The sequence below is a fragment of the Phocaeicola intestinalis genome (assembly GCF_014837065.1).
Lineage (GTDB): Bacteria > Bacteroidota > Bacteroidia > Bacteroidales > Bacteroidaceae > Phocaeicola > Phocaeicola intestinalis.
Genome location: NZ_JACSPP010000049.1, coordinates 1 through 24,757, shown reverse-complemented (window position 1 = coordinate 24,757; position 24,757 = coordinate 1). Strand labels below are relative to the sequence as shown.

Genomic DNA, 24,757 nt, shown 5'->3' with positions numbered 1-24,757 from the left:
TGATATATTTTCAAATTAATACATCGCCGGTTTCCATTTTTTGACAGGATAAACCTTTAATTTCCCATCAACCGTTTCCGTCCGGTCAATAAAATAGATTCTATCGCAAGATAAAATAGATTCATATAATGGCTCTGCTTCTTGCTTTGATGAAACTTTATCCCAATCTATTAAGGGCACTTCCTTCAAAAATGTTGTATCCCTCAAAAATACCAAATCTTCGCTTCGTAGAGGTGTATACACAAAAACATAAGAATACTTTTGCGCCTTATTCGTGCGGTCTAAAAGTGTAAATATATGTACCCTGTCACAAAATCGTTGGCTATCTTTAGGACTTATGTAATGTCTCACTCCTTTTACTTCAGATTGGGTAGAAGTAAATATAACACAAATTTCAGACTGGGCATACATATTCATCACGTATACAAACAAAACAACTACCAGTAATACAATTTTTTTCATAATTTACAAACCTTGTTTCATTAAATAACCCATTGCTCCTTCCTAAACTATTCGTAATAAATCATCCCCTCCTTAAACACCAACGTATGAAGCTCCGGCGAGTTGCACGGCACACCGACATCCCTATACTCTACCGTGTTGGTCTGTAACGTAAATATGGTTTCATTCCCTTTTTTATCTACATTATTAACATAGGAAGGCCTGTCAAATACCAATGAGGCATTACCATTTTTCAAAACAAGTATAGTCAGGCGAGGCGGTTGACTCATTATATAAGTGCCAATAAGCAACAACGCCATGGAATCCTCACCCTGGTCTATTTTATAATAGAAAGACGTTTTCCTTACATCACCATCAGGCTCATTGGTCAGGTATCCCCAACCTTCGTTGTTTTCCAAACTAAATATTTCCTTCCCTTGGCAGCTTATACGAATAATGTGTATGTCTCCCGGATCATTTTCCCAATTCCTGTATTTCAAGCATTCTATGTCGTATTTGTCTCCATTGGGCGTACATTCGCTTTCATTCAACATTTGAATGTAAGGAGAAGTATTCTTATACTTTTTAACCGGATATGTTTCAACAGACTTCCTCTTGATAGTGATATTTCCATCAGTGTCCATATCAAATACTTGCTCCTGTCCATAACCCAACATAGCGGATGCCCAAAAGAATACTAGAATCAATACCGTTTTCATCACCTATACATTTATCCAATAAAAAAACACAACGCCATACAAAGATAAGGCTTTCTTTATCATTTCATCCTGACACAGCATTAAATTCTCATTTTCTCCCCAAACATTTACTTTCGCACTTGGATTGTATTATCTTTACAGATGTTTCAGTTTTATGTTCCATGGGCTGGAATGTATATTCCACGCCTTGGAATGTATATTCCAGCCCATGGAATGTACATTCCGCGCCGTGGAACGTAAAATATATATTGCCGGAAACAGATTATAAACCTTAATGTATCATATTATCATGGATGCTCTTTATGATTTCTTGCCTGTGCCTTCTGCCAATGTGGAAGACACCACACCACGCCTTTACCCTAAAATCGTGTCGAAAGGGACGATTACGTTCGAGAAGCTGACCGAACAAATCGCCAACCATTCGGGACTGACCAAGGGGACCATCCTTGCCGTGATGGACGAGACAGACTATTCATTCATATCCTATAATAATTCCGGTTAATCTTTCCATTATAGGTTCTTTCTATTTTGTCTACCCGTTCATAAAGGAAAGGAAGTTTATGCGCCTCCAAATTACTCTTTAGGAATTTAACCAATTGTTTCTGGCTAAAATCCGGAGTTTCGTCTATTACATAAAGAAGCTTCAATACTTGCCCGATAACCGGATGCTCCGCACAGATACAAATGCATTCTTTTATACCAGGATATGCCAAAACCTGATTTTCCACTTCGACTGGAGAGATTTTATAACCGCCGATATTTATCACATCATCCATGCGCCCCTGAAGGTTCAGACGTCCCTTTGAATCAATAAAGCCTAAATCTGACGTATATAACACCTCTTCATGCAAAACAGAATGTGTAAGAGCCGGTTCGCCTATGTAACCCGTCATGAGCATAGGCCCTTTACATGCCACCGAACCTGCTTCCGTTATAAAAACCGAAGCATGCTTCATGGGATATCCCAAACATCCTGCAATGCACTCGTTGCATGAATAATCATACGTAGAAACAATACCCGTTTCTGTCGAGGCATAGGTATTATAAAGCCTGGTATGCGGCAACAACTCACGCAAAACCAGCATGTCACATTGAGACATCGGTGCCGCTCCGGTTTCGATAAAATCTATCTTACCTGCCAAAGCACTTAATTTTCCGGAAGCAAACTGAATCAGTATACGCAAACTTGCCGGAACCAAAAAAGATGCAAGCCTAAAAGACGGATACTCGAATGCGGATAAAAAAGCATCCATGTTTTTCATGCCTTCGGTAATAACAATAGTTCCACCCAGCATGATGACAGGCCAAATTTTAGAAAGGCTTCCGATATGGTTCAGAGGACCGCTGATTACGAATACGGTCTCATCGGTGTACCCCTGTGACCCGATAAGATTTTCTGCATTCGACACAATGGCACGATGACTAATCATCACTCCTTTTTGCTCACCGGTAGTACCCGTAGTAAAAAGGATATCAGCGACATCCTCCGGAATATCATTGTCCCTTACCTGCTGTTCAATATGTTCCATACGGACGTCCGGTATATCATTCTCTAACGGTACAACGGTTTTGCCCGCCAAGTGGACCGCCAAATAAGTCACAATGAAACCAACCGACTGGGTAGCCCGGATAACAACGGCCTTTCCGCTTACAGACGCCCATATCGCCGCTTCTTCCCTTACACGTTCGTATAACCGGGCGTAGCTAATACATTCAGTTCCACAGACCAAAGCATCATGCTCCGGCCTTTCCTCTGCATGGCGTATCAAATAATCGTCAAGCTTTGTCATGTTTCTCCGACAGTTTACGCTCAACCAGTTCTACCAACGTATCCAGCGACCTGAAGTTTTTAGGTGTGGCATCACGGGATTCCAACTCTATACCAAACTCTTGAGAAAGAATCATCAATATGGTAACTACACCTAAAGAATCCAACTCGCTAAATAAAAATTCTGAATCAAAATCCACAATCGGGAGTTCTGCTTCAAGCAATGTCCGAATACGCTCTTTCATATCCTATTTAAATAGTTTTGGTAAAAAATCAACCAAGTATTTGCGCCAATTTTCCCATGTATGCCCACCATCCGTCTCATGGTAAACATAGGGATAAGCATTTGCATCCAACAATTTGCGCAAATCATCATTCAATTTCTTTGTAAAATCATCCTTTCCCACGGCAATATAATAAAGTGCCGGAGGATCAGCAAACAAACATTCCATTTTTTCCTGCATGTGTTCATAGATTGCTAAATCGCCGTTATTGGCACCTTCCGTCAACGAAGATATCTTTTTATCCAATCCCCGGTTCCCGATAAAAGGCAAAATACTTTTAAGGTCGTTCCAAGCATCATTGATGCCCCTCATGCCCTGAATCCTTTTATTATTCAACGCATTGGTGGTCTGTGCTGAAAACAGGCCGATATAATCAAACACCTCCGGATTGTTCAACGAAATATACAGCGTATGCAATCCTCCCAACGACAAACCTGCTATGGCACGCCCATCCTTGTTCTTTATTGTCCGGTAATGGGCATCTACATAACCGACGATTTCTTTTACAAAAGATTTTTCAAACTTCCCGAACATCGATGCCACGTTATTGGCATCAGGCTGGACATCCGGATGAGCCGGATCGCTTCCAGGCGCAGCGGCCAATGTGACATTCCCGTTAGGCATCACTACAATCATTGGCCGGCAAAGCCCTTGGCTTATCAGATTGTCCAATATCTGCATAGCCCTTCCGCAAGCTGTCCAAGAATCTTCATCACCCCCCGAACCATGCAGCAAATACAAAACTGGATAAGACGATTTACCCGAGCTATAAGCCGCCGGAAGGTATATGGTCATGCGCCGCTTTTTCATCCCATTGAGTTCAGACGGATACCATATATGATGCAATGTACCGTGCCTGACATTCCGGGTAGCATAATTATCGGCAATGCCTCCCCCTATGATAAAATAATTGAATTCTTTATCAATATCCCTCACCCGGTTCGGATTGTTCCTATCCAGGTAAATCGTATCTTCATCCACGAAATAACGGTAGGTATAAAATTCGGAAGGCAAAGGAGCGGTCGTATAGGTCCAGAAGTCTCCTTCCCGTTTCATTTTCTTCTTTGATTCTTTCGAGAAAGAACCGATAGGAGTTTTAATCCTATTACGCTGGGCAAACATAGACCCGGCTATCTGGACAATCCTTGCATGAGAAGCTTTAAAAGTAAAGGTCACAGAATGGTCGGGATGAATTACAATCCCTTCCACCTGCCCCATCATCCTCAAGCTGCAGAAAAAGACTATCCCTATAAAGAAACAAATTCTCATATACATCAGACCATCAGATTATTTGCATCATAAACCACTGATTGCGGTTCATCCTTTGCGTTCTCAAAGATAGACAAATTATCTGTATATAACAAATTTGAAACAATTCCGTCTGCACTATAATACGCCAAAGTCCTTTTTTCTTCATTCGACTCAAACGCTACAACCGAAACATTGGGATTGACCAATGCCAACAACAAAGGAAATTCCCCCCAACCGCTATGCTTGACATATACAGTCTTTACATCCAAAGGCAAATTATCCACCCATTGGGCATAATTGCCATATTTCCTCATATTTGCCTTTACCATCCTAAATACGTCCGTTCCCTTGTACATGTATCTTTCCAGCACCAGGTTCTTATAATAAGAAGAGGTTTCCAGTTCTTTGCATAAATGCTCGTATCTTTCAATGAAAAAGCGGTGTACCAATCTTGTCGTTTCCGCATAGGTTTCTCCCCGTAATGCATCCGATAAGGTAATGCGTTGCTCTATGCAAACGGTAAGCCTGCCCGGATGAGCGGTAAAACTATACAGCGGCATGATGTTATTCATCCCATGGATAATGACCGGCAATATGTCAATGCCTAGTTCGTGCGCCAGATAGAAAGCCCCCTTATGATAACGCAAAATCGAAGACTTCGCATTCCGTATGCCTTCTGGAAATACAGCTATGCTATAGCCTTGTTCCACATAATGGCGGAATACATGGATATCACGTTGCAAAGAACTGTCTTGCCATGCCCTAAAATTGTTCTGGTCTATCGTATAGAAGCCCAACCAGCTGAACATAAATCGAATAACAGGATTATGACTGGAATGCGTATTGGCAACGATAAGTATCTTAGGACTTAATGCCATCAAGCACATCGGATCAAGCAGAGATTGATGGTTGCAGATGATAATAGCAGGATTGCCGAAATCTTCCCGGTAAGGATTACGCAGCGAATAACGCACCCCAGGTATTAAATGCTGGTCTATGCGGTGTACCCAGCTTACAAACCGGTTCAGCACCCTTTGCCTCCGAACTTTTCTCCTGACGAATAAGAAAAGCAATCCTCCTGCCAGATAACCGACCAACAATTGACACAACCACCACATTCCGCAAAACCAGGTTCTTGCCAAAGCAGAAAGAGTGAGCGGACGACGCCGGTAAGTACCTTTTTGCCTTACCATCCAATTGAAAACAATCGGAGGTAATGCAAACGCCATAAGCACCACCGAAAACATACCGATAATTGTCACCTCTGCCAGACTATGCAATGCAGGATGTTTCGCAAATATCAACGTACCTATACCTATAAACATAATCAGTGCGGAAAGAATGATGGAACTCTTGTAAGAAGCCAACAGTTTCTTGCGGTAAGCATATTCATAACAACATCCCTCTGTAATAAAAATGGTATAATCGTCTCCTTGTCCGAATATAAATGTGGCAAGGATGATATTGACAATATTAAAATGGATATCGAAAATGCCCATAATACCCAAAATCCAAATCCAACTGACAGCCATCGGTAAAAAAGCCAGCAATGCCAATTCAATCCTGCCGAACGAAAACCATAAAAACAAAAAGACAATCATACCGCAAGCCCAACCGATATAGTTGAAATTATCAGACAAATGATTGGCCAAAGCACTGTTCATGCCTTGGATGTCAAAACTGAAATAATGAGCATTTTCCCAGTCTGATACCTGTTCTTCAATAGCATGCACACGCTCTTTATCAACCGACAGGACATCAACGACCTTGTAAGTGCCGGATATACTGTCTATACTGATATACGAATCCGAAATATGCTTTAATAAACCGGCTTTATCCGGCAAGGTTCCCGCATAATCAGCACATAAAATATCAAAATACGGCACAAACGCCTCTTCAACAAAACCTTCCTGGCTACACGCCTCTCTGAACTCATCGAAAAGCTTGTTCCGATGAGTATCTATAAATTGATGCCACAAAGACAAACGCTCCAACTGTTCATCCTTCGAACAAAAGAAACGTGTACAGGAATATAAACGTTCACCTTTTGCAGGGTGCACCAAACTTGCCAAAGAGTCTTGTATGGCAGAATGGAAAGATAAAGCCTCATCGAAAGAAGAACCTTTCGAAACCACATATACCGATTCCAAATCGTTATCCTCATCAGATGCCAGCTGTTGGAAATACTGCATATCTTTCCGCTGCTCTTCTGTCATATAATTGATATTTGCCAGATTAGCATCAAAACGTGTCGACAGACTGAAATACCCCAATACAAGGGTCAGCACCAATAATACCAGCAAGACCAACGGACTTCCCTTAAACGACAACTTGCCAGCCCATTCAAAAGGTGCCTCAGCAGCTTTCTCACCGGAATCCTCCTTCACACGCACCTTATTACGGAGGACATGAGGCAAATACATGATTACAAACAAGATAGTGCCTATTAAAAGGAAAGTACTGAAAAGTCCTAAGTCACGCAATGCAACAGCATCCAAAGGAATCAATGCCAAAAAGGCACCTACCGTCGTAACATTGCCAATAATCAATGGAGCAGCAACTTCACGCAATGCGCTCCGGATACTGGTTGTTGCTGATAAATGGGCAATCAGATGAAGGGGATAGTTAATGGCTATACCCAATATAATACTGGATATCCCTACCACAATCAGAGATATGTCCTTATAAATAAACGACAGCATCCCCATGGCAAAAACCCAACCCCACAAAATAGACACGGCTATCAGAAACAAGTGATAAAACCGTTTCAACGCATACAAAAGCAATACAAGAATCAAAATGATGGCAATGGATGCCGACAAAAGGCTATCACTTTTTATCTGTTTCGCATTACCAACAGCAATAACGGGGCCACCGGTATGATGAACCTTCACCGTGGGGTGTAAAATCTTCAGCGAATCAGCCACTGATGACAGATAATCCACCAGGAGCGCATTGTGTTGCGTTTCACTATTCCCAAACGGAGAATACATCATCACGACAGCCTTATTCATTTCCGGCGTAAAGATATAACCATCATAAGTTTCAAAAGTAGCCGTTCCGTTCATTGTCTGCAATGACTGCAAAACAGGTGTAAACAGATGCAACGGGTCACGTGAAATATTTTCCGAGACAAGAGAAGACGACGGGAACATCAGCATTTCCTTATCCAAAGCCAACTGGCTGCTTATATATCCCTCCGTATTCAACAAACTATCCAGCCGGACGTAATCTTTTGACGTCAGGAAATATGGAATATGAGCATAAATATAACTAGTCAACTCATTATATTTTTCCAAATCAACCTGAGTAGTCAGACCACATACCCAATGCAGGGTATCCGTTTCCTGGATGATTGATTCATAATCTTTTATAGCCTCAATAACCGATTCTGGAGAAGCTGAAATGCTACCAGAGTCACATTGATTTTCGAACACGGCAATAATCCGATTGGCTCCCGAAATATCCTGATAAACCGAAAGAGCTTCCTTCTCACTTCCACTGACAGGAAGAAAAGCCGATATGTCTTCTTTGTAATCCAAACGTACCAACGAAACAAGGAAAACAAACGTAACGGCAACAAAAGACAATACACACAACCTTTTATGTGCAGCCATATAATCGTATAATCGGATTACAAAACGTATCATCTTGCTATTGACTTAGATTTTAATAAACTATTCATCCAATTTAAAAACTCCTTTTTCCAAGCCCGGCTCTCAGCCGTTCCTTTGGTTGAGGATGCACCAAATCCATGCCCTCCTGTTTCATATTGCAAATACAGGTGTGGCACATGATTGGCTGATAAAGCCGAATCCAGCAGTACGGAATTATGATAATCAACGGTAGGATCGTCTTTACAATTGACTAAAAAGACTGGAGGACAATCAACAGGAACATGCCGTTCCAAAGATAATGAATCACACAATACACGGTTGCATATCCGATTGTCTCCCAACAATGCACGACGGGAACGCTTATGGACATAAGGAGCATACATCGTAACTACAGGATAGACAGAAGCAATGAAAGCCGGCCATTCCGATTTGGGGAACAAAACCACGGACGACATTGCCAGATGTCCGCCGGCAGAAAATCCCATAACCCCCAATTGTTTTACATCTATGCCATATTGTGCTGCATTCTCCCTAATCAGACGCAAAGCTTGCCGTAAGTCATTTTGCGGGTCCGGATAACGGTTCCCTCTAAAGATATACCGATACCGGAAAAGGAATGCCGGTACCTTGGCTGTCCGATATTTTAAGACAAATGCAGATATACCGTTCTTTTGCAGCCACAATGCCACATCTCTGCCTTCTGTTACATCGGCATGCCAAAAATAACTGCCTCCCGGTAAAATAACCACTGCCGGATTATCCGTTCCCGGCGAAAGATAAGGAGTCAATATAACATCTGCATGATAAGCCGTACCTTCCCAAATATTTATCTGCGACAAGCCTTTAATGGAAAATGCCAGTGCAAGTATGAACAATTTAACCTTCAACATGCAATTTCTCTATTATATAATTAGTTCCCAAAATTTCCTCACAAGTTTGCAACGAAGTCAAGATTACTCCACAAAAACCATGGATATTCACATTCTGACCTGTCAATAACAGATTGGATAATCGCGTACGGACGGGCAAATGAGAAGTAATAAAATTATTTACATCTTTCTTATATCCGCACATAGCCCCATGCCGTACTCCTGTATGGTCACGAATCGTAAGAGGCGAAGCCGTATCTACCAATGCGATAACTTCTCTAAAAAAAGGAAACAATCTTTCCATTTTGCTCAAAACCGTTTCAGCTACCTTATCTTTCCACTCATAATAACTTTTACTGCGTTTCCCAATCGTTGAGTTTTCCCAAGCAACCACCTCATTCCAGTCCATAGGAACCGTAATGCATAAAGTATGCGCATATTCTCCCTGATCCTGCACCGGGGGAGTCAAGAACATAAATTTCGTGATAGCCCCTTTGCGGTTGGCACTCCATACACTCTCATAACTCTCAAAGTAGTAACTGGAATAACGCATATAAGGAAACGAATCTTTCTTGAGTTTGATATTGAGAATAAATGCAGAACATGAATCTTCTGTTCCTTGCAATTGAGCATAATAAGATTTTGATACTGCAAATCTATCAGACAACAAGTCCAATAAAACAGCCGGATGTATAGATGAAATATATACATCGGCAGACAGGACACGGCCGGCATCTGTCTTCACATACTTCACTTTATCTCTTTCCACAATGATGTCGGAAACCCCTTCACCTGTTATAACCGTACCCCCATGTGCCTGAATAAAACGAACCAAGACTTCGACAAAACGGTATGTTCCTCCTTTGAACCGGCTGACCCCTTTTTGCAACAGAACAGCTATCACTGCATGAAGATAAGCAGGAGTTACACGGCAATCTCCAGCATAAAGCACATTCATGTATGCCAGAAGGCGACGCAATTTCAGGTTATGGATATACTTGGATATAAATTGGTCGACCGGCATAAAAAAGTCTGCATTCTGTACAAATACGTTTTGTCTGGAATTACGCAACAAGAATAAATCCATCTCATCGGTTATTGCATCCAATGCCTTTACATATGCACAGATGTCGTGCTCCTCATCAGGGAAATAATGCAACAAAGACTGCATGAATCCCTCCCTTCCTGCCGATATGTTATACACAGAATTGTCTTCTGCCACATATATTTTATCAGAAATGCCATCAGCGACATTTTCAATACAAATATCATTCAAAATACCCAGGTAGCGGCACAACCTGTATACGCTCCCCCCTTCAAACATGCTTGTTATCACATGCATATCGGTATCAAACACAGCACCTTTACGGTTGTAACTTTGCATTCCCCCACCCGGCTTCCTGTTTTTTTCAATAACAGTCACCTTCATGCCTTCTTTCGAAAGCAACGCAGCCGAAAAAAGTCCGCCAAGTCCGGCACCAATAACAATCACCTCCTTGTTAAGCATTCTGATCGTATTTATTACAAATCTTATGGTAAGAATTTACATAAAACTGCCTGAACAGTTTTGCTCTCTGCAAAATGGATTCAGCTACTTCCATTTGTTTCACGGGACTAATCCGCTCACCGATAGAAAAAAGGATATTGCCGGTCCGTATATATTTCCCCTTTTTAGGCAAAACCCTGTTTGCACCATAAATTACCAGTGGAAGAATATCAAGCTTCAATTGCTCGGCTATATAGAAAGCCCCCTTGTGAAACCTGCCGATTTGCCCGTCCGGCGAACGGGTTCCTTCCGGAAAAACAGAAATACAATAGCCACGCTCTACCAATGTCTTCAATTTAGGCAGAATCACATCAATACCAGCCGATATAGGATAATATTCAGCATGGCGTATGACATAACCAAAATAACGACTTTTCCAAACCCAATCATTAGTCAGAAATACAATCTTAGATGTCAGGCTCAACTGCAACATCAAATCCAAATGGCTTTGATGATTGCAGATTATCATGGCAGGTTTTGAAAAATCTTCAAAAGATTGGTTCATGATGCGCGTCTTTACCCCTATGAGTGGAAGCATTCTGACTGTTAAAGAACCAAATACATGAAGAAGCTTACGAATCGCACTGAAATCCAACTTTACGACTTTAGATAAAGCCACATAACACAACGAAAATGGAGTAATCACCAGTAATGTTCCTACCAAGAAGAACAACAAGGCTAAGAGCGTACTAACCAATATCCTTAATCCTCTCCATGCAGCTAAAGGCCATCCATATACCAAAGCCAACAGGCACAAAAACGTATTCAAGACCGAAATCCGAAAAAAGTCCTTACCTGGCCTAAAATGACTCACCCGTTCTTCGCGAGGAGGATAATAGACACGCACCGGAACCGATACAATTTTCACGCCACGCCAGGCTCCAAAGACCAGCAACTCCAGTTCTGCCTCGTAACGTGATGTCAGCCCATTGATTCCGTAAAGTTTGTGCAAGGGATATAACCGATAACCGGTCTGGGTATCCGGAACATACTGCAATGTCTGCACACAAAACCAGAAATTGCTGAAAGCATTTGCAAACTTACTCCCGAAAGAACGTTCTACTCCAGACAAATTCCTCCTCCCTAAAACAAAGCAACCCGGATATTTCTTATTGGCTTCAAGCAACACAGGTATATCTTCCGGATAATGCTGGTTGTCGGCATCCAATGTAATGGCATACGAAAAACCCATTTCAAGAGCTTTCCTAAAGCCTAGCTGCAAAGCTTTTCCCTTGCCTTTATTGTTATCATATTCAACAAGGGTAATACCCTTTACGGCATGAAGCAATTCCGTAGTGGCATCCGTACTGCCATCATTGACGACAATCACATCACGGCATTGCTCCATAGCCCGTTGCACCACCTCCACGATAGTCTTTTCATTATTATAAGTAGGTATGATTATGCAAATGCCACGGTCGCATAATTCGTCAAGTTGGTTATAATTCGTATCTCTCATGCTTCCGACAAATGATAGACAACTTAGCATAAACCAAATCAAGCTGTATGTTACTTATCACACACTGGCATGCAACTTCTTCCTTACCGATTTCTATCGAAGGAAAGGCTACTGTTAATTCCGTCAACTGGTCTGGTGAAATCACCGCAGTAAACTTTGCATTTTTTATTTTCTTCAGCTCCAAATGTTCATTTATTTCCAGTGCAAGCAACTCTTGAGCCAGCTGCAAGATACATACCCCCGGAGTCACAGGTTCGCCAGGAAAATGTGCCTCATATATAAAATGGTCAGGATTCAACCGGATAACATACGAAATGCCTCCAGATGTTTCCTCTTTACGGATAACCGTATATAAATTATTTCTCAATATCATGGTTTAAAATAAAAGTATAACTCAGTTTATGCCTTACATCCTTATATGAACTTTCTCCAGAACGCATCGCTAACATTATCTTCTTCAAATTCCGCTTCAACACACGCCGTATATACCATTTGTTCAGCTTTTCAAAAACATAATGCAATTTTATTTTCGACTTTTTCGTATCATAAGAATAATCAATCAATGTAGCTCCGAAATTATTTACAATACTTGCCTTCACCGTATCTCCACTGCAAAGCAAGATACAGATACCACTCAACTCCATATCCGACCTGCGCATCGAAAAATCATAATATACACGTTCACCTTCCTTTTCCGGGAACGATTGTCCTGCTGCCCATTGGCACACAGCCCCAAAGCATAAGACAAGAATAACAATCCTAGACTTCAGGCTATTCAACATCATATATTTTTTCATCAATAGGTTCATTCTTACGTACATGAGTCAGTGTAATCGTAGTATTGTCACCGTTTTTTTCATACAGTTCTACCTCACGAACCATGGATTGCACTTTATCATAATGAAGCACAATACGCGAGAACATCATCTTCATTTCTTTTTTCATCGGTAACAATGTCGCTACATACTGTCCGTTTTCCTGTTTAGCATCCACTTCAAAACTCTTGTCCGAGAAACAATTCCCAAGTACACTGTTCAACATAATGGCTGCAATTTCCTTAAACATCCGATTACTGTTTACATCAATGACGTCTGTACGCTCCCCTTTCTTCATCATCACCTTATTCTTGTATAAAACAAACGTATAGGTATAAGGCGAAAGATATTCCCACCTCAATTTATCCGGCTGCGAACAGCTCATTCTTCCTTTTGATACCAATTCACTGCCCAACATCTTCATGCGTTTGGTCTGAACGAAATCACACTGCATGGTTTTAATGGTTGCAGCAGACCTACTTATCTCTTTAATTATCGCGTCTTTGGATATCTCCTGACCCCAAAAAGCAAGTGGCGACAAACAGCATACGAGCCATAACAAGAATCTATTCATAGAGTATAAAATTTAACTAATTCGCTATAATAAAACAACCTAACACAATTAAAGACACTCCTAACCATTTATAGAAGTCTACTTCTTCCTGAAAAAAGACCATTGCAGCCAACAGCCCGAAGACATAGCTTAAACTCACCAATGGATAAGATGAACTTAACGGATAATGTTTAAGAATATACATCCAAAGCAAACTGGCTGCACCAAAACAAATGCCGCTCAAAGCAAATTGCCAATTGGCAAAGACCGAAATCCAAAATGATCTGGTCCAGCCGAAAGGCTCCATTCTCATCAGTCCAAACTTCAAGGTAACTTGCCCTAACGTAAGCAAGATACTCTGAATAACCGCCAAAGGGAAAAGTCCGAAATTCATAGCTGTCTACTTATTATCTTTTTTCACTATAACCAAACTCTTTGAACTGATGCATGGCAATTCCTTTTTCCCGGCACGTTTAAGGAACGAAGCATATTGTCCGGTACATTCATCATGACATCCTACAAGCACCACCTTAGCCTTGCCTTCAGTTATAAGCATCCGTGCATCCGCTATTGCCCACCGCAAAGAATCCTCACCTTGCACATACGTCATGTTATAACCATGACATTTCAAACGTACAGCCAGGATTCCGGCCAGGGTATTATGTGTACTTTGCATAAAAAGCGTAGGGCTGACACTATCTTCACCCAAAGTATCAATGCCTCGCAGAATCTTTTCACTGTTAGTCAGCATTCCGTGTGAAGTCGCTACAATAATGGCATCCGGCGAATGAATGCCGGCTTCCGAAAGTACTTTCAAAGAAGTGTACATAGCCGCTTTGGTCAATAAGTCCATACGCCTTTGCTCAATAGGCGGAATAAACTGCTTCAACAGTTTCAGTTCATCCAAATCCTTTAATTCATACCCGGAAAGAATTGCAGCCTCCACTTTACTGTCAGACAACGGTAATTCACTTTCCTGCTGTGATAACAATAACGATGTATCATTGCCTCCAAAACCAAAAGAATTACATAGCACATACTGCAACCGGCATTGCCCATTACCCATAAACGGAACAATACAATTGGCATCTGCTGTCTGCCAGCCAAGATTAACAGGAATATAATGATTCCGCATAGCTATCAAGGAAATAACAGTCTCTATCGCTCCTGATGCACTCGTCGTATGTCCGGTAAACGATTTGGTACTTGATACCGGTGGAATATTTCCGCCAAACAAACGCTTTAAAGCGACCGATTCGCTTTGGTCATTATTCAAAGTCCCGGTACCATGAGCATTTATATAATCAACCTGCGTATAATCTATTCCTGCCATACATAAGGCATCCTGCATAGCCAAATATGCACCTTCTCCATTTTCAGATGTGGCTGTTTGATGAAAAGCATCACAACGGTTACCATATCCGGCTATGAAAGCCGAAACTTCAGCATGACGGGCAACAGCATCCTCAAAACGCTCCAGCACGACATAGGCAGCACCTTCACCCAAATTCAATCCTGAACGGGAAGCATCAAAAGGACGACATGGTTCAGATGACAAAATCATCAGACTCTTAAACCCATTCAAATGAAACAGGGAAAGAGATTCAGCCCCACCCGCTACAACAAGATCCACTTCGCCAGCCAACAGCATTCTCGTTCCAAGAATAATTGCATTCAATGCTGAAGAACAAGCCGTAGAGACAGTACAGGTATCCGCATCAAGCCCTGCAAGTTCTGCAATATCCACCGAAGATTTACCGCAATCAAATGCATCCAGATAATCCAAATAGGTATCATCGGCCAGGATAGAATGATAAAAACGTTCTGTCACATCCATCCCTCCCACGGTAGTACCGGAAATAAAGCAGACACGCCTGGTTTTCAAATATGGAAGCTTCAGACCGGCATCATCCAAAGCCTGACGCACCGCATAGGCTCCCAGCAAGACCGTACGGCTGACAATCTTGTCAGCCCGTATGCCCAATGACATTTTCAGCTCTTCATCCGATTGCTTTACTTCTCCTACCAGCAGGTCTTTATGACACGAAGGAAGATACTTCATGCCCTGGATACCACTCTTACGGGCTACCAGCGCATCAGATACAGTTTTCTTATCTGTACCTATCGCACAAATGATGCCGCTGCCTGTTATCGCTATACGTTGTTTCACAATCACTTATTTAGTGCGGTGTTCTTTTACATAATCCGCTATATGCTCTATACTGGTAAAAATAGCCTTTCCTTCTGCTGCATTGGACAAACGGATACCATAGTTCTTTTCCAACAGCACAATAATCTCCAGGGCATCAATCGAATCGAGCCCCAGACCTTCATCACCGAAAAGCGGTGCTTTGACATCTATATCTTCAGGAGATACTCCTTCTAAATTTAATGCTTCAATAATCTGTTCTTTAAGTTTCAATACCAAATCTTCCATAGTGTCTTATTTTCAATTTACTTTTTTAATCAATCTAATATCAGCTACAAAATCATCATCTCCCATATATTCCAGCCAGCCGGTTAAGCAATAAGAGAGATTTTCATCAGCCAAAGTTGAACTTACCAGTTGCCCCATCATTTTTTCATCCCGCTCTGGCAAAATATAAAACGATGTTTCACTATGCATACCATGCCGTAATGCTATTTCCCCGTTGACTATATTGGGCAAAGTATAAACAAAAGCACTGGGGCTTGGGAAAAAATTATTCTCCCCGCTGATAGATGCAAGGTATTTCTTATCCGCACAAAGAGACGAACTGTGGTTGAACAGGACAATGGCAGTCTGTTCATAGCTGTCAAAATCCGGCACCGATTGGAACAACAGTTCTGCAGCGACCAGCCCTAACCGAGACAAACCATCCATCTTATAAAAACGTGGGTAGTCTCCCATGCTGCGCTTATACAGTTCCACTATCAGGTTTTTCCCTCTTTCCACCATCGGCAGCCGGTTTTCATTTATCCATATTTCCTGCGAAGATAAAATAACTTTGCTTATTGTCGTATAATCCGGAAGATGTAACACACGGTTATCTTCTTCCGCCTTACCAGTAAAGAAAACGGCTGCATTGCACCCTCCGAATCCAGAAATGAGTTTGACAAAAGCGTCTTTATCGGAACTACGGTTATGGGAAGACATATTGATAACCCCTGAGACACCGGAAGCATGAAAACCTCTGGTACCTAAGATAACACCATCATCTGCCGATAACATCGAAATAATACATTCCATTACACCAGCAGCCCCCATAGTATGCCCAAAATAACCTTTCAATGCATTTGCCGGAACGTCCGTAAGGTGAGAGCGTTCAAGCGCTTTCCATTCCATCTGGTCATTATACAGAGTTGCCGTACCATGCAGATTGATAAAAGCCAACTCTTCTTTTTCATTGCCAAGCACCTTTGCAAGTGCCATCCCCGAACCAATCCCTTTCGGCGAGGGAGTACTGATATGATATGCATCATTACATACCGCCCCTCTGCAGATATGCCATTTCCCCTTGCTTGCCGACAAAACGACAGTAGCAGCTGCCTCGCCCAAATTAAGTCCGATGCGTTCTTCGTCAAACGGTCTGCATTCATCCGGAGAAAGTGCTTTTAAAGACTCAAATCCGGAAACAATGAATTTTCCCAACACATCGCAACCACATACCACCACATGACGATAAAAACCAGCATCAATCAGCCGCGAAGCAGCAATCAAAGCAGAGACACCCGAGATACAGGCATTACATACCACAAGAGGTTCATTGACAAAACCCAAATAACGGGCAATCTTCTCAGCCGTTCTTCCTGGCAAAACTTGTTCATCCGAGATAGTGTCCAACGATTCGACATTCGCTTTCGTGGTACTCAACACAAAACATACCTCTTTACCCGATACATCCATACCGATGTCAGCAATCGCCTTCCGGACCGAATGGATAACAAGAGATTCAAACCAAGTAAATCCTTCAACCAGAAGCTGTTCCCGCATTTCCTCATCAAAGACAGACGCTGTTACCGACAATGAGGTACCGAATGCTTTTTCGCAAAGACGCAACGAAGAATTGCCACACTTGATTGCATGATAATTCATCTCACTCGTAAAGCCAAGTGGCGATATGATATTATGTGCTACTACTGTTGCCATTTGCGCTTCCATTCTTCAAAAAAATCAGGATTACTAAACAAGAGTTGATAATCCATATCCATAAAAACTTGTACGGTAGTGGCCCGGCAATACAATGAATCATCCTCATAATCCCTGATTTCGTAATGAAAGATAATCTTGGCTGCTTCTGTAGGTTGGTAAGATATGCTTACATAAGCCTTGCTTCCATACCTAAGAGGTTTGCGGTACTGGATTTGCATGTCCACAATAGGCGCATAACATGCATGCTCCAGATATCCTTCATAAGTAAGTCCGTATTTTTCCCCGAAAGCCTCACGTGCATCTTCCAGATACTTAGCATACGAACCATGCCAGACAACCTTCATCATATCCACTTCGCTAAACCTGACCTTTATTCCTACTTTTTCCGTCAATACCATACCAGCTAACTTTTTAAAGCAATCTTCAAATCAGCATTTACAAGGAGCTGATTGCCTTTTCGGATAATAGCCTTTGCCAAAATCATTCCCAGAATTTCATCTTGAACCGTAACCTCTGTCGTTATCACATCTCCCGTATGAGGCAGCGATTCAATAGTAAGATTCTTCAGTGAACCGATATAACCGATTTGGATGCCCTGCTTCAGAATGTATTTATTGATATACCCAATACGTGCGGCACAAGTCTGGGCGATGTTCTCAATAAGTCCATAACCTTGCATCACTCCATGTTCCACATAAATATTTGTTTCCCGGATTGTAGTCTCACTAACCACTTTATCTTTTTCGTAATGAGTCAGGCAATCAATCATTACAAACGGAGGCTGCTGCGGTAAAAGTTCGCTCAGACGGATACTACGCATAAATTCGTCTGATGGGTTATAAAAATCAAATTCATTCATCTTCATTCATGCCAAAAATCAAAATAATTATACCATTGTGTCGGATACAGGCCAAGCATTTTCTCCAGTTCTTTCACATAAGCATCAGAAAGTTCTTCTATCCGAGCCTTGCCGTTTGCCTCTTTATTATATAATAAAGGAGTAATATAAATCGTATATTGCTTTGCAGCAGTCTTCATCACGTTTACAGCCACAACGTCCAGCGAACGCATCGTCGCTATGCTGAAAGGTCCATAGGGAAATGAAGCTTCCCCACCCAAGAAACACTTCACCAGTTTTTTAGGCGACCCCCAGATTCGGTCTGCCGGTATGCTTACCACTTCCCCTTTTGATAGGGCTGCATTGATATCGAACAGATGTGACATATCCGGAGATACAGGTATCATACGGATATGTGTATCCTTGAACAGGAACATCCGGTTCTTCATTACCGATTCCTTTTCCCCCCAATAAACCAAAGCATTGAACGCTTTCTTGTCTGCCTTCAAAGAATAACCGGCAATTTCATAATTCCCGATATGAGAACTCAACTGTACGAACGCATCGGGCTTTTCAAGCAAACGGAGATAAGCATCATAACCAACCACCTTCACTTCAAACCTTTTTCCTGCATACATGGCAAACTTATCGATGACTACTTGGGCGAAAAGACAATGGTTCAGATAGGTATACCACGCCGAGCGCAGACAGCCGAACTGCATACGCTTACGCATATAATGGAAAATAATCTTGCGGCTTGGGTTCAGTATCAAACATACCGGTATAACAAAAAGTGCCGTAAAAACATAGAATACTCTTACATCAATATAACGCAACATCCTAATCAGCCATCGATGCATCCAGTTATTCCCGTATGTCGTACCTGCCCATTGCTTCTCCATTGCAATACAATAACAAGAATTACTGACAGTTTAACTTGCTTTCGATGTAATCACAGAATTGGCCATAAGTCTTCACCCCTGTCATGTCTTCGGGCTTTATCTTAAAACCAAACACCCGGTCTATAATAACGACAATGTCCACGTAGTCCAAACTGTCAATACCCATATCATCTTTCAGACTGGCTTCAGGAAAAATCTTATCCTCTTCTATTTCCAGTTCGTCTACCATCAACGCTTTTACTTTTTGTTCTATTTCTTTTCTGCTCATATTTCTTTAATTATTATTGTTTCAATTTACAAACTAAAATACTATGTCCCTGGCCCAAGCCATCGAATATTTCCTCTATTTCCAATCCTGCCTTACCGATACATTCTGACAAATCATTCGTATGATACATTTTGCTGTTCCCGTTTGCTAAAGCAGCAAAATAGAGCGAAGTCATCGTAAGACAAAAAGCAGCCGGTTCGAAATGCTGACGGTCCCAAAGTGTCTCCATGATGTATAACCGGGTTTGACCCGACATCACTTCCCTGGCGCGTAAAAGAATGCTGACGATTTCATCCATAGAAAAACAATCCAGGAACTGAGACATCCATATAGCATCCAAACCGCCTTCCCGACGGGGGAACGCACTGTTTTTATCCAAAAGGTTCATGCCGAATCCCGTTATCCGTCTGGCTTCTGCATCAGGCATTATCTGTTTTTTCATCATCTCTATCTGCTGCGGCAAATCCAGAACAGTCACCTCGACCTCTTTATCAAAATGCACACATTGTAAAGCCCATTTGCCCGTATTTCCACCTACATCATACAACGAGCGTGTCTGATGCTTCTTAAACACAATCTGCAAAGCTTCAGGGAAAGAGGCATCACTGTAAAAATGGTCAAATGCAAACCATGAACGCTGCACCTGCTCCGGCAACTCCGAAAGACCTTCATAAATAGTAGACCAATCGCCGAAATGTTTCAGTCCCACGGGCTTTCCCTCTTTCAAGGATGCTTCCAGATGAAACCACCCTTCATAATTCACATCCTGATTAAAATCGATATTAACCCGGGTAGCCGGATCGTTTATCAGAAACCAACCAGTCTTGCTCAATGTATAACGTTCGGCCTGCACATCGACCAACAGAATACCTATGCTCAACGAAGCTTCCAGCAAACACTTGACTGCATACTCTGACTGTTTCGTCTTCTTCACGATTTCTTCAAGTGTAAGACCTTCTCCAGAATCTCTTATCAGATCCAGGATGCCCCATTTAAGCATAATCCTCGCAACTTGGAATACCACAGGTCCCCACGCAATAAACTCTGCCAAGCGTTGTGCTTCGCGTGCCGATAAATGTTCCTTCGTGTACCGTTCTTCCAATGCAGGAAATAAATGTATCATTGTTTCGCTTTTTTCTTTTCAACCTTTATCATCTTTGCCATACGTTTGGCCAACGCTTCACCGGTAGACTTACACCCGTCACCCATCAGGTTCATGTTAGAGCCAAAGGTACCTCCATCTCCTTTTATGTCTGAAATCGTAGCAATCACATTCCCGTCGATGTCTAAAATCTCAGCATTGCTGAGCATGTCACCTTTCCTGCTGACTGACACGACATTTACCTTAACCGTATAGTCAGCTTTTGGGAAATTGCCCAATATAAAACCTACTTTTTCCTCATCGTTAAATTCTTCAACCAATTTAGCAATCACTTCATTCTTTTCTTTGGCATAACTCGGCTCATAGGTTGAAAAAGCATTTTCATCCATGTTATGTATAGAAGCATTCGAAAAATCGACAACCAGATTAACTACCTGTGCTTGGCTTACATCCAATATTGTTTTTTCTTGAGCTCCCACATAAAATAAGCTTCCCAGTACAAACACAAGGGACAAAACAACCTTCTTCATCATTCAAAAATATTTATTTGTTTAACTTCTTAATAACCAATGCCGAATTTGTTCCTCCAAAGCCAAAAGAATTGCTTAATATAACATCCAACTCCATATCTATAGTCTTTGTAGCCAAATGCAACTTCTCCGAATATTCGTCCGGATTCATGAAATTAATGTTAGGAGCCACAAAATTATTCTGCATCATGACAATCGAATAAACCAGCTCGCTTGCACCTGCCATCCAGCATTCATGCCCGGTCATCGACTTCGTACTGGATATCCATGCATGTTTCTTGTCGAACAGACGGGATAAAGCCATTGCCTCTACCATGTCACCACGCGGTGTAGAAGTTGCATGGGCATTGATGTAATCTACATCATCGGCTTCAACCGCAGCATCCTTCATTGCCCGCGTCATGGCAAGTGCAGACCCTTCATCACTAGGCTGAGAGATACCTCCACCATTACTGGAAAAACCATAACCACAGACTTCGCATAAAATCTCTGCTCCCCGCGCCCTGGCATGTTCATACTCTTCAAGTACAAGAGCCGCTGCACCACCACTTGGTATCAAACCGTCACGGTCACGGTCGAAAGGGCGGGAAGCCTTGTCCGGCTCATCTGTCCGCATCGAAAAAGTACGGATAGCATCGAACGAGGACATTCCATACATGTTAACCTCCTGTGCTCCACCACACAGAATCATGTCCTGCAATCCCTGCTTAATCAGCATATAACCCAGACCTATCGAATGGCTGCCGCTGGCACAAGCGGCACTTACCGTAAAGTTGATGCCACGCAAGCCAAAGATAGAGCACAAATTCATATTGACCGTAGAATTCATCGACTGGAAAATAGACCCGGAACCGACCAGTTCGGAGTCGTGTTTTTCCGCCATAATCTGATAACCTTTGATGACGGCCTCTGCTGTAGAATCGTTTCCGAAAATACAGCCCACCTCATTGCCTGCCAAATAAGAGCTGTCTACACCTGCCATCCGGAAAGCCTCACGGGCTGCCATATATGCATATTCGGCTTCTTCCGACAGGCAAGCCCGCTGACGGCGGTCAAGCAATCCTTTCAATTGGGGCTTTTCTACGATTCCCGTCAGAGGCGACCTGAATCCATAAGCGATACGGGCTTTATCAATACCTATACCCGATTTTCCTTCATACAAAGAACACTTGATAGTATCTATATCTGTACCGATGCACGTCCATGCACCGATACCGGTAACTACTACTCTCTTATTCATAAGCCCTATGCACTAAGTATACAAACCACCGTTTATCGAAATCACCTCGCCTGTAATATAACCGGCTGCATCCGAGCACAAGAATCCGACCAATGCTGCCACTTCTTCCGGCTTGCCGAAACGATTCATCGGAACCATCTTCTTCAGGTCTTCAACAGGCAAATCTTTGGTCATATCGCTTTCGATGAACCCAGGAGCAACGGCATTAACCGTCACATTCCGACTGGCAACTTCTTGTGCCAAAGCTTTGGTCGCACCTATCAACGCCGCTTTTGCTGCACTGTAATTTGTCTGTCCAGGCATACCTTTCAGTCCCGACAGAGAAGCCATGTTGACAATATGCCCTCCGTGTTTTCTCATCAGCATTTTAGGCAACAATTTCCGTGTCACGTAATAAAAACCGTTCAGCGAAGTATTGATGACATCATGCCAGTCCTGTTCAGGCATCATAAACATCAGGTTATCCCGCCGTATGCCTGCATTATTAATAAGGTATGCTATATAATCATCCGGATGGTTTTGTTCCCATGCATCCAAAGCCGCAGAGACTTCCTGCTCGTTTCCGACATCAAACTTCAGTAACTCTGCGCTTCCACCACGGGAAACAACCGTATCTAAAACCTCACGGGCTGCTGTATCATTAGACTGATAATTAATCAGAACCGGTATACCCATTTGCGACAATGTCAGACAAACCGCCCGTCCTATCCCTCTTGAGCCACCTGTTACAAGAGCATATTTCATATTCACTTGGCTATTTTTATAAAAAAAATTATTCACGTGCAAAATTATAAAATACCATCCAAAAGACAAAGCTACTTATCTTCTTTTTCAGAGCAAACGCATCTAAATTATGCAGATTACCCTCAACGGCGGAAAGATTGTCTGAAGTAGTACTGCATCTGCCAATGAAGTATATATCCGTAGACGGATGAAGTATCAATTCATGGATTACTTCCTTTGTTCGTCCGCAGAAGCCGACTGCATGAAAAGTCCCTTACAGTCAGGACTGCTGTCCCAGCGGAATAGGACTACAGTCCTATATAGGGTAGGACTGCAGTCCTGGCTGCAAGGGACTGAGCGAGGACTGAACTGCTACGGACTGGAAAGTAGTATGCTGCCGGGAATTGATTTGCAATTCCATACTCACTGAATCCGCCTTGCAATCGTAATGCAGATACCGGTCAGTAACCGGACACGCAATGCCAACCGTTTGAGAAGATACGGCATAAAACCGGTTCCAATAGGCAGAGACTACCGGATACTTTTCCTTATATTCCAACAGCATCTTGCACAACTTACCATCAGCAGACATCCGCCAAAGGCCACACAGACCATTATAAATGAAATCCGGTGTAAAACAAAGAAAACTGCCATCGGGCAACAACGTTATATGATTAGCCATATATTCAGTCGTAATCGTACGGAGAAAATCACCGGTAAAAGTATATATATGAATTTTCCCCGCCACCTTATCATATACATACAAGGCTTCGGGATGACTGCCGACCATCAGACGGGTAACCGTAGTATATTCGCCGGGACCTTGCCCTTGCCGATGAATCTTATTAAGAAAAGTACCGTCTTTCGTAAAACGGTAAATAGCCTGCTGAAGCTGGTCGTAAACGAACAGGCAGCTGTCGGATGTACAGACCTGAACCGGCCTGCCTATCACCTCGCCCTTGGGAAGAGACAAAGGAATAATCTGCTTAGCCGACACAATATCAGCCAATGAAAGGCATTCTTCCACAACCGAGAAATCCACATCGACCGAAACCTTTCATGATTCACTGTCCGAACGGAAAGAACGGGAGCATCCACAAAGCAAAAATACTAAAATCACATACACATACTTCATCTTGTTTACCCTTATATTGAAATTAATATTACAGAACGCATAATCCTACAACCGAATCATGCGTTCGATATAAATATTCTTCACAAAATCTCCTATACTATTAAGGACAAACATCTATCGCAGAACAAGCACTATATTTATTCGCAGTATATTTACAACAGGGCATTTCCGTATACATATGGAATTCAGGTATATACAGTTTGTATGTAGAAGCCATATAACCTTTTTTAAAGGTCTCTTCATTTCCATGATCCCCTCCTGTATTTTCATCCCTTGCCAACGCTTCCACGTTGGCAAGAGCCAGATCTGACATCATTTCTTTATCCTGTGCTTGGTAAGCCGTTACTCCAGCGACTACAGCCAAAGCGGCTGCAAACGTGATTTTCAATATATTCTTTTTCATCTTTTGCTAATTTTTATGTTATTATTGTTTTTCATTGATACCTGCGAAGCTGCAAATCACCGGTTTGCACATCTTCTGTTGTATTCTTAGTTCCTATGTTTGTAATGTGCTAGCAAAATAGCATAAAGCCAAGAGAATTATTAAATTTGTAAATGAAAGAAA

General features: G+C 42.1%; 27 protein-coding genes. 1 reads left to right on the top strand and 26 read right to left on the bottom strand.

The window, feature by feature from the left end; translation table 11 throughout:
• Positions 1 to 15: 15 nt before the first annotated feature.
• Together H9625_RS13265 and H9625_RS13260 are read right to left on the bottom strand one after the other, a co-directional pair.
• Positions 16 to 462 carry a hypothetical protein gene (locus tag H9625_RS13265; protein ID WP_191764786.1) on the bottom strand — a complete coding sequence of 149 codons (447 nt, stop codon included), beginning with the start codon at positions 460 to 462 and terminating at the stop codon, positions 16 to 18.
• A 47-nt stretch (positions 463 to 509) separates the two neighbouring features.
• A complete protein-coding gene (locus H9625_RS13260) occupies positions 510 to 1,160 on the bottom strand; it encodes a hypothetical protein (RefSeq protein WP_191764784.1) in 651 nt (216 codons plus the stop codon).
• Positions 1,161 to 1,434: 274 nt separating this feature from the next.
• On the opposite strand from H9625_RS13260, the gene H9625_RS13255 reads away from it, so the two are divergent.
• A complete protein-coding gene (locus H9625_RS13255; RefSeq protein WP_225226432.1) occupies positions 1,435 to 1,662 on the top strand; it encodes an HU family DNA-binding protein in 228 nt (75 codons plus the stop codon).
• Here H9625_RS13255 and H9625_RS13250 read toward each other — a convergent pair.
• From H9625_RS13250 to H9625_RS13135, 24 genes are all read right to left on the bottom strand, one after another.
• The gene (locus tag H9625_RS13250; protein ID WP_191764782.1) at positions 1,637 to 2,950 is read right to left on the bottom strand and encodes a class I adenylate-forming enzyme family protein; all 1,314 of its coding nucleotides are present in this window, start codon (positions 2,948 to 2,950) and stop codon (positions 1,637 to 1,639) included. The genes H9625_RS13255 and H9625_RS13250 overlap by 26 nt on opposite strands.
• A complete protein-coding gene (locus tag H9625_RS13245) occupies positions 2,937 to 3,173 on the bottom strand; it encodes an acyl carrier protein (RefSeq protein ID WP_022040301.1) in 237 nt (78 codons plus the stop codon). Before H9625_RS13245 ends, H9625_RS13250 begins: the two co-directional genes overlap by 14 nt.
• 3 nt (positions 3,174 to 3,176) lie before the next feature.
• Positions 3,177 to 4,268 carry an alpha/beta hydrolase-fold protein gene (locus tag H9625_RS13240; RefSeq protein WP_191764780.1) on the bottom strand — a complete coding sequence of 364 codons (1,092 nt, stop codon included), beginning with the start codon at positions 4,266 to 4,268 and terminating at the stop codon, positions 3,177 to 3,179.
• A gap of 218 nt (positions 4,269 to 4,486) precedes the next feature.
• The gene (locus tag H9625_RS13235) at positions 4,487 to 8,113 is read right to left on the bottom strand and encodes a 1-acyl-sn-glycerol-3-phosphate acyltransferase (RefSeq protein ID WP_191764779.1); all 3,627 of its coding nucleotides are present in this window, start codon (positions 8,111 to 8,113) and stop codon (positions 4,487 to 4,489) included.
• A complete protein-coding gene (locus H9625_RS13230; RefSeq protein WP_191764777.1) occupies positions 8,110 to 8,970 on the bottom strand; it encodes an alpha/beta hydrolase in 861 nt (286 codons plus the stop codon). The genes H9625_RS13235 and H9625_RS13230 overlap by 4 nt, the downstream gene beginning before the upstream one ends.
• Positions 8,957 to 10,456 carry a phytoene desaturase family protein gene (locus tag H9625_RS13225; RefSeq protein ID WP_022040306.1) on the bottom strand — a complete coding sequence of 500 codons (1,500 nt, stop codon included), beginning with the start codon at positions 10,454 to 10,456 and terminating at the stop codon, positions 8,957 to 8,959. The genes H9625_RS13230 and H9625_RS13225 overlap by 14 nt, the downstream gene beginning before the upstream one ends.
• Positions 10,449 to 11,954 (bottom strand): glycosyltransferase, encoded by a 1,506-nt coding sequence (locus H9625_RS13220; protein ID WP_191764775.1) that lies wholly within the window; start codon positions 11,952 to 11,954, stop codon positions 10,449 to 10,451. The genes H9625_RS13225 and H9625_RS13220 overlap by 8 nt, the downstream gene beginning before the upstream one ends.
• Positions 11,935 to 12,327 carry a 3-hydroxymyristoyl/3-hydroxydecanoyl-ACP dehydratase gene (locus tag H9625_RS13215; RefSeq protein ID WP_022040308.1) on the bottom strand — a complete coding sequence of 131 codons (393 nt, stop codon included), beginning with the start codon at positions 12,325 to 12,327 and terminating at the stop codon, positions 11,935 to 11,937. Before H9625_RS13215 ends, H9625_RS13220 begins: the two co-directional genes overlap by 20 nt.
• Entirely contained in the window at positions 12,311 to 12,739 is a 429-nt protein-coding gene (locus H9625_RS13210; protein WP_087406383.1) for a hypothetical protein, read from the bottom strand. The genes H9625_RS13215 and H9625_RS13210 overlap by 17 nt, the downstream gene beginning before the upstream one ends.
• Positions 12,726 to 13,343 carry an outer membrane lipoprotein carrier protein LolA gene (locus H9625_RS13205; RefSeq protein ID WP_087248188.1) on the bottom strand — a complete coding sequence of 206 codons (618 nt, stop codon included), beginning with the start codon at positions 13,341 to 13,343 and terminating at the stop codon, positions 12,726 to 12,728. Before H9625_RS13205 ends, H9625_RS13210 begins: the two co-directional genes overlap by 14 nt.
• A gap of 16 nt (positions 13,344 to 13,359) precedes the next feature.
• Positions 13,360 to 13,716, bottom strand: coding sequence for an EamA family transporter (locus H9625_RS13200; RefSeq protein WP_022040311.1), 357 nt, complete (start codon positions 13,714 to 13,716; stop codon positions 13,360 to 13,362).
• A 6-nt stretch (positions 13,717 to 13,722) separates the two neighbouring features.
• Entirely contained in the window at positions 13,723 to 15,492 is a 1,770-nt protein-coding gene (locus H9625_RS13195) for a beta-ketoacyl synthase N-terminal-like domain-containing protein (RefSeq protein WP_191764773.1), read from the bottom strand.
• Positions 15,493 to 15,498: 6 nt separating this feature from the next.
• Positions 15,499 to 15,759, bottom strand: a complete 261-nt coding sequence (locus H9625_RS13190; protein WP_022040313.1) for a phosphopantetheine-binding protein — start codon at positions 15,757 to 15,759, stop codon at positions 15,499 to 15,501.
• A gap of 12 nt (positions 15,760 to 15,771) precedes the next feature.
• Positions 15,772 to 17,451, bottom strand: a complete 1,680-nt coding sequence (locus H9625_RS13185) for a beta-ketoacyl synthase N-terminal-like domain-containing protein (RefSeq protein ID WP_191764771.1) — start codon at positions 17,449 to 17,451, stop codon at positions 15,772 to 15,774.
• Positions 17,439 to 17,852, bottom strand: coding sequence for an acyl-CoA thioesterase (locus H9625_RS13180; protein ID WP_087210172.1), 414 nt, complete (start codon positions 17,850 to 17,852; stop codon positions 17,439 to 17,441). The genes H9625_RS13185 and H9625_RS13180 overlap by 13 nt, the downstream gene beginning before the upstream one ends.
• A gap of 5 nt (positions 17,853 to 17,857) precedes the next feature.
• Complete coding sequence (locus tag H9625_RS13175) at positions 17,858 to 18,313, bottom strand: pseudouridylate synthase (RefSeq protein WP_087210196.1); 456 nt, start codon at positions 18,311 to 18,313, stop codon at positions 17,858 to 17,860.
• Positions 18,314 to 18,315: 2 nt separating this feature from the next.
• On the bottom strand, positions 18,316 to 19,194 hold the full coding sequence (locus H9625_RS13170) for an LpxL/LpxP family acyltransferase (RefSeq protein ID WP_225226431.1): 879 nt from the start codon (positions 19,192 to 19,194) through the stop codon (positions 18,316 to 18,318).
• 19 nt (positions 19,195 to 19,213) lie between these two features.
• Positions 19,214 to 19,462 (bottom strand): acyl carrier protein, encoded by a 249-nt coding sequence (locus H9625_RS13165; protein ID WP_022040318.1) that lies wholly within the window; start codon positions 19,460 to 19,462, stop codon positions 19,214 to 19,216.
• A gap of 13 nt (positions 19,463 to 19,475) precedes the next feature.
• Positions 19,476 to 20,582 carry a methyltransferase gene (locus H9625_RS13160; RefSeq protein WP_191764799.1) on the bottom strand — a complete coding sequence of 369 codons (1,107 nt, stop codon included), beginning with the start codon at positions 20,580 to 20,582 and terminating at the stop codon, positions 19,476 to 19,478.
• Positions 20,582 to 21,097: a hypothetical protein gene (locus tag H9625_RS13155; RefSeq protein WP_191764770.1), complete on the bottom strand. Its 516-nt coding sequence runs from the start codon at positions 21,095 to 21,097 to the stop codon at positions 20,582 to 20,584. The genes H9625_RS13160 and H9625_RS13155 overlap by 1 nt, the downstream gene beginning before the upstream one ends.
• A gap of 10 nt (positions 21,098 to 21,107) precedes the next feature.
• On the bottom strand, positions 21,108 to 22,334 hold the full coding sequence (locus H9625_RS13150; protein ID WP_191764768.1) for a beta-ketoacyl-[acyl-carrier-protein] synthase family protein: 1,227 nt from the start codon (positions 22,332 to 22,334) through the stop codon (positions 21,108 to 21,110).
• Between the two features lie 12 nt (positions 22,335 to 22,346).
• Positions 22,347 to 23,078, bottom strand: a complete 732-nt coding sequence (gene fabG / locus H9625_RS13145) for a 3-oxoacyl-ACP reductase FabG (protein ID WP_022040322.1) — start codon at positions 23,076 to 23,078, stop codon at positions 22,347 to 22,349.
• 295 nt (positions 23,079 to 23,373) lie between these two features.
• The gene (locus H9625_RS13140; RefSeq protein WP_191764766.1) at positions 23,374 to 24,099 is read right to left on the bottom strand and encodes a 6-bladed beta-propeller; all 726 of its coding nucleotides are present in this window, start codon (positions 24,097 to 24,099) and stop codon (positions 23,374 to 23,376) included.
• A 193-nt stretch (positions 24,100 to 24,292) separates the two neighbouring features.
• A complete protein-coding gene (locus tag H9625_RS13135; RefSeq protein ID WP_191764764.1) occupies positions 24,293 to 24,595 on the bottom strand; it encodes an NVEALA domain-containing protein in 303 nt (100 codons plus the stop codon).
• Positions 24,596 to 24,757 lie beyond the last annotated feature (162 nt).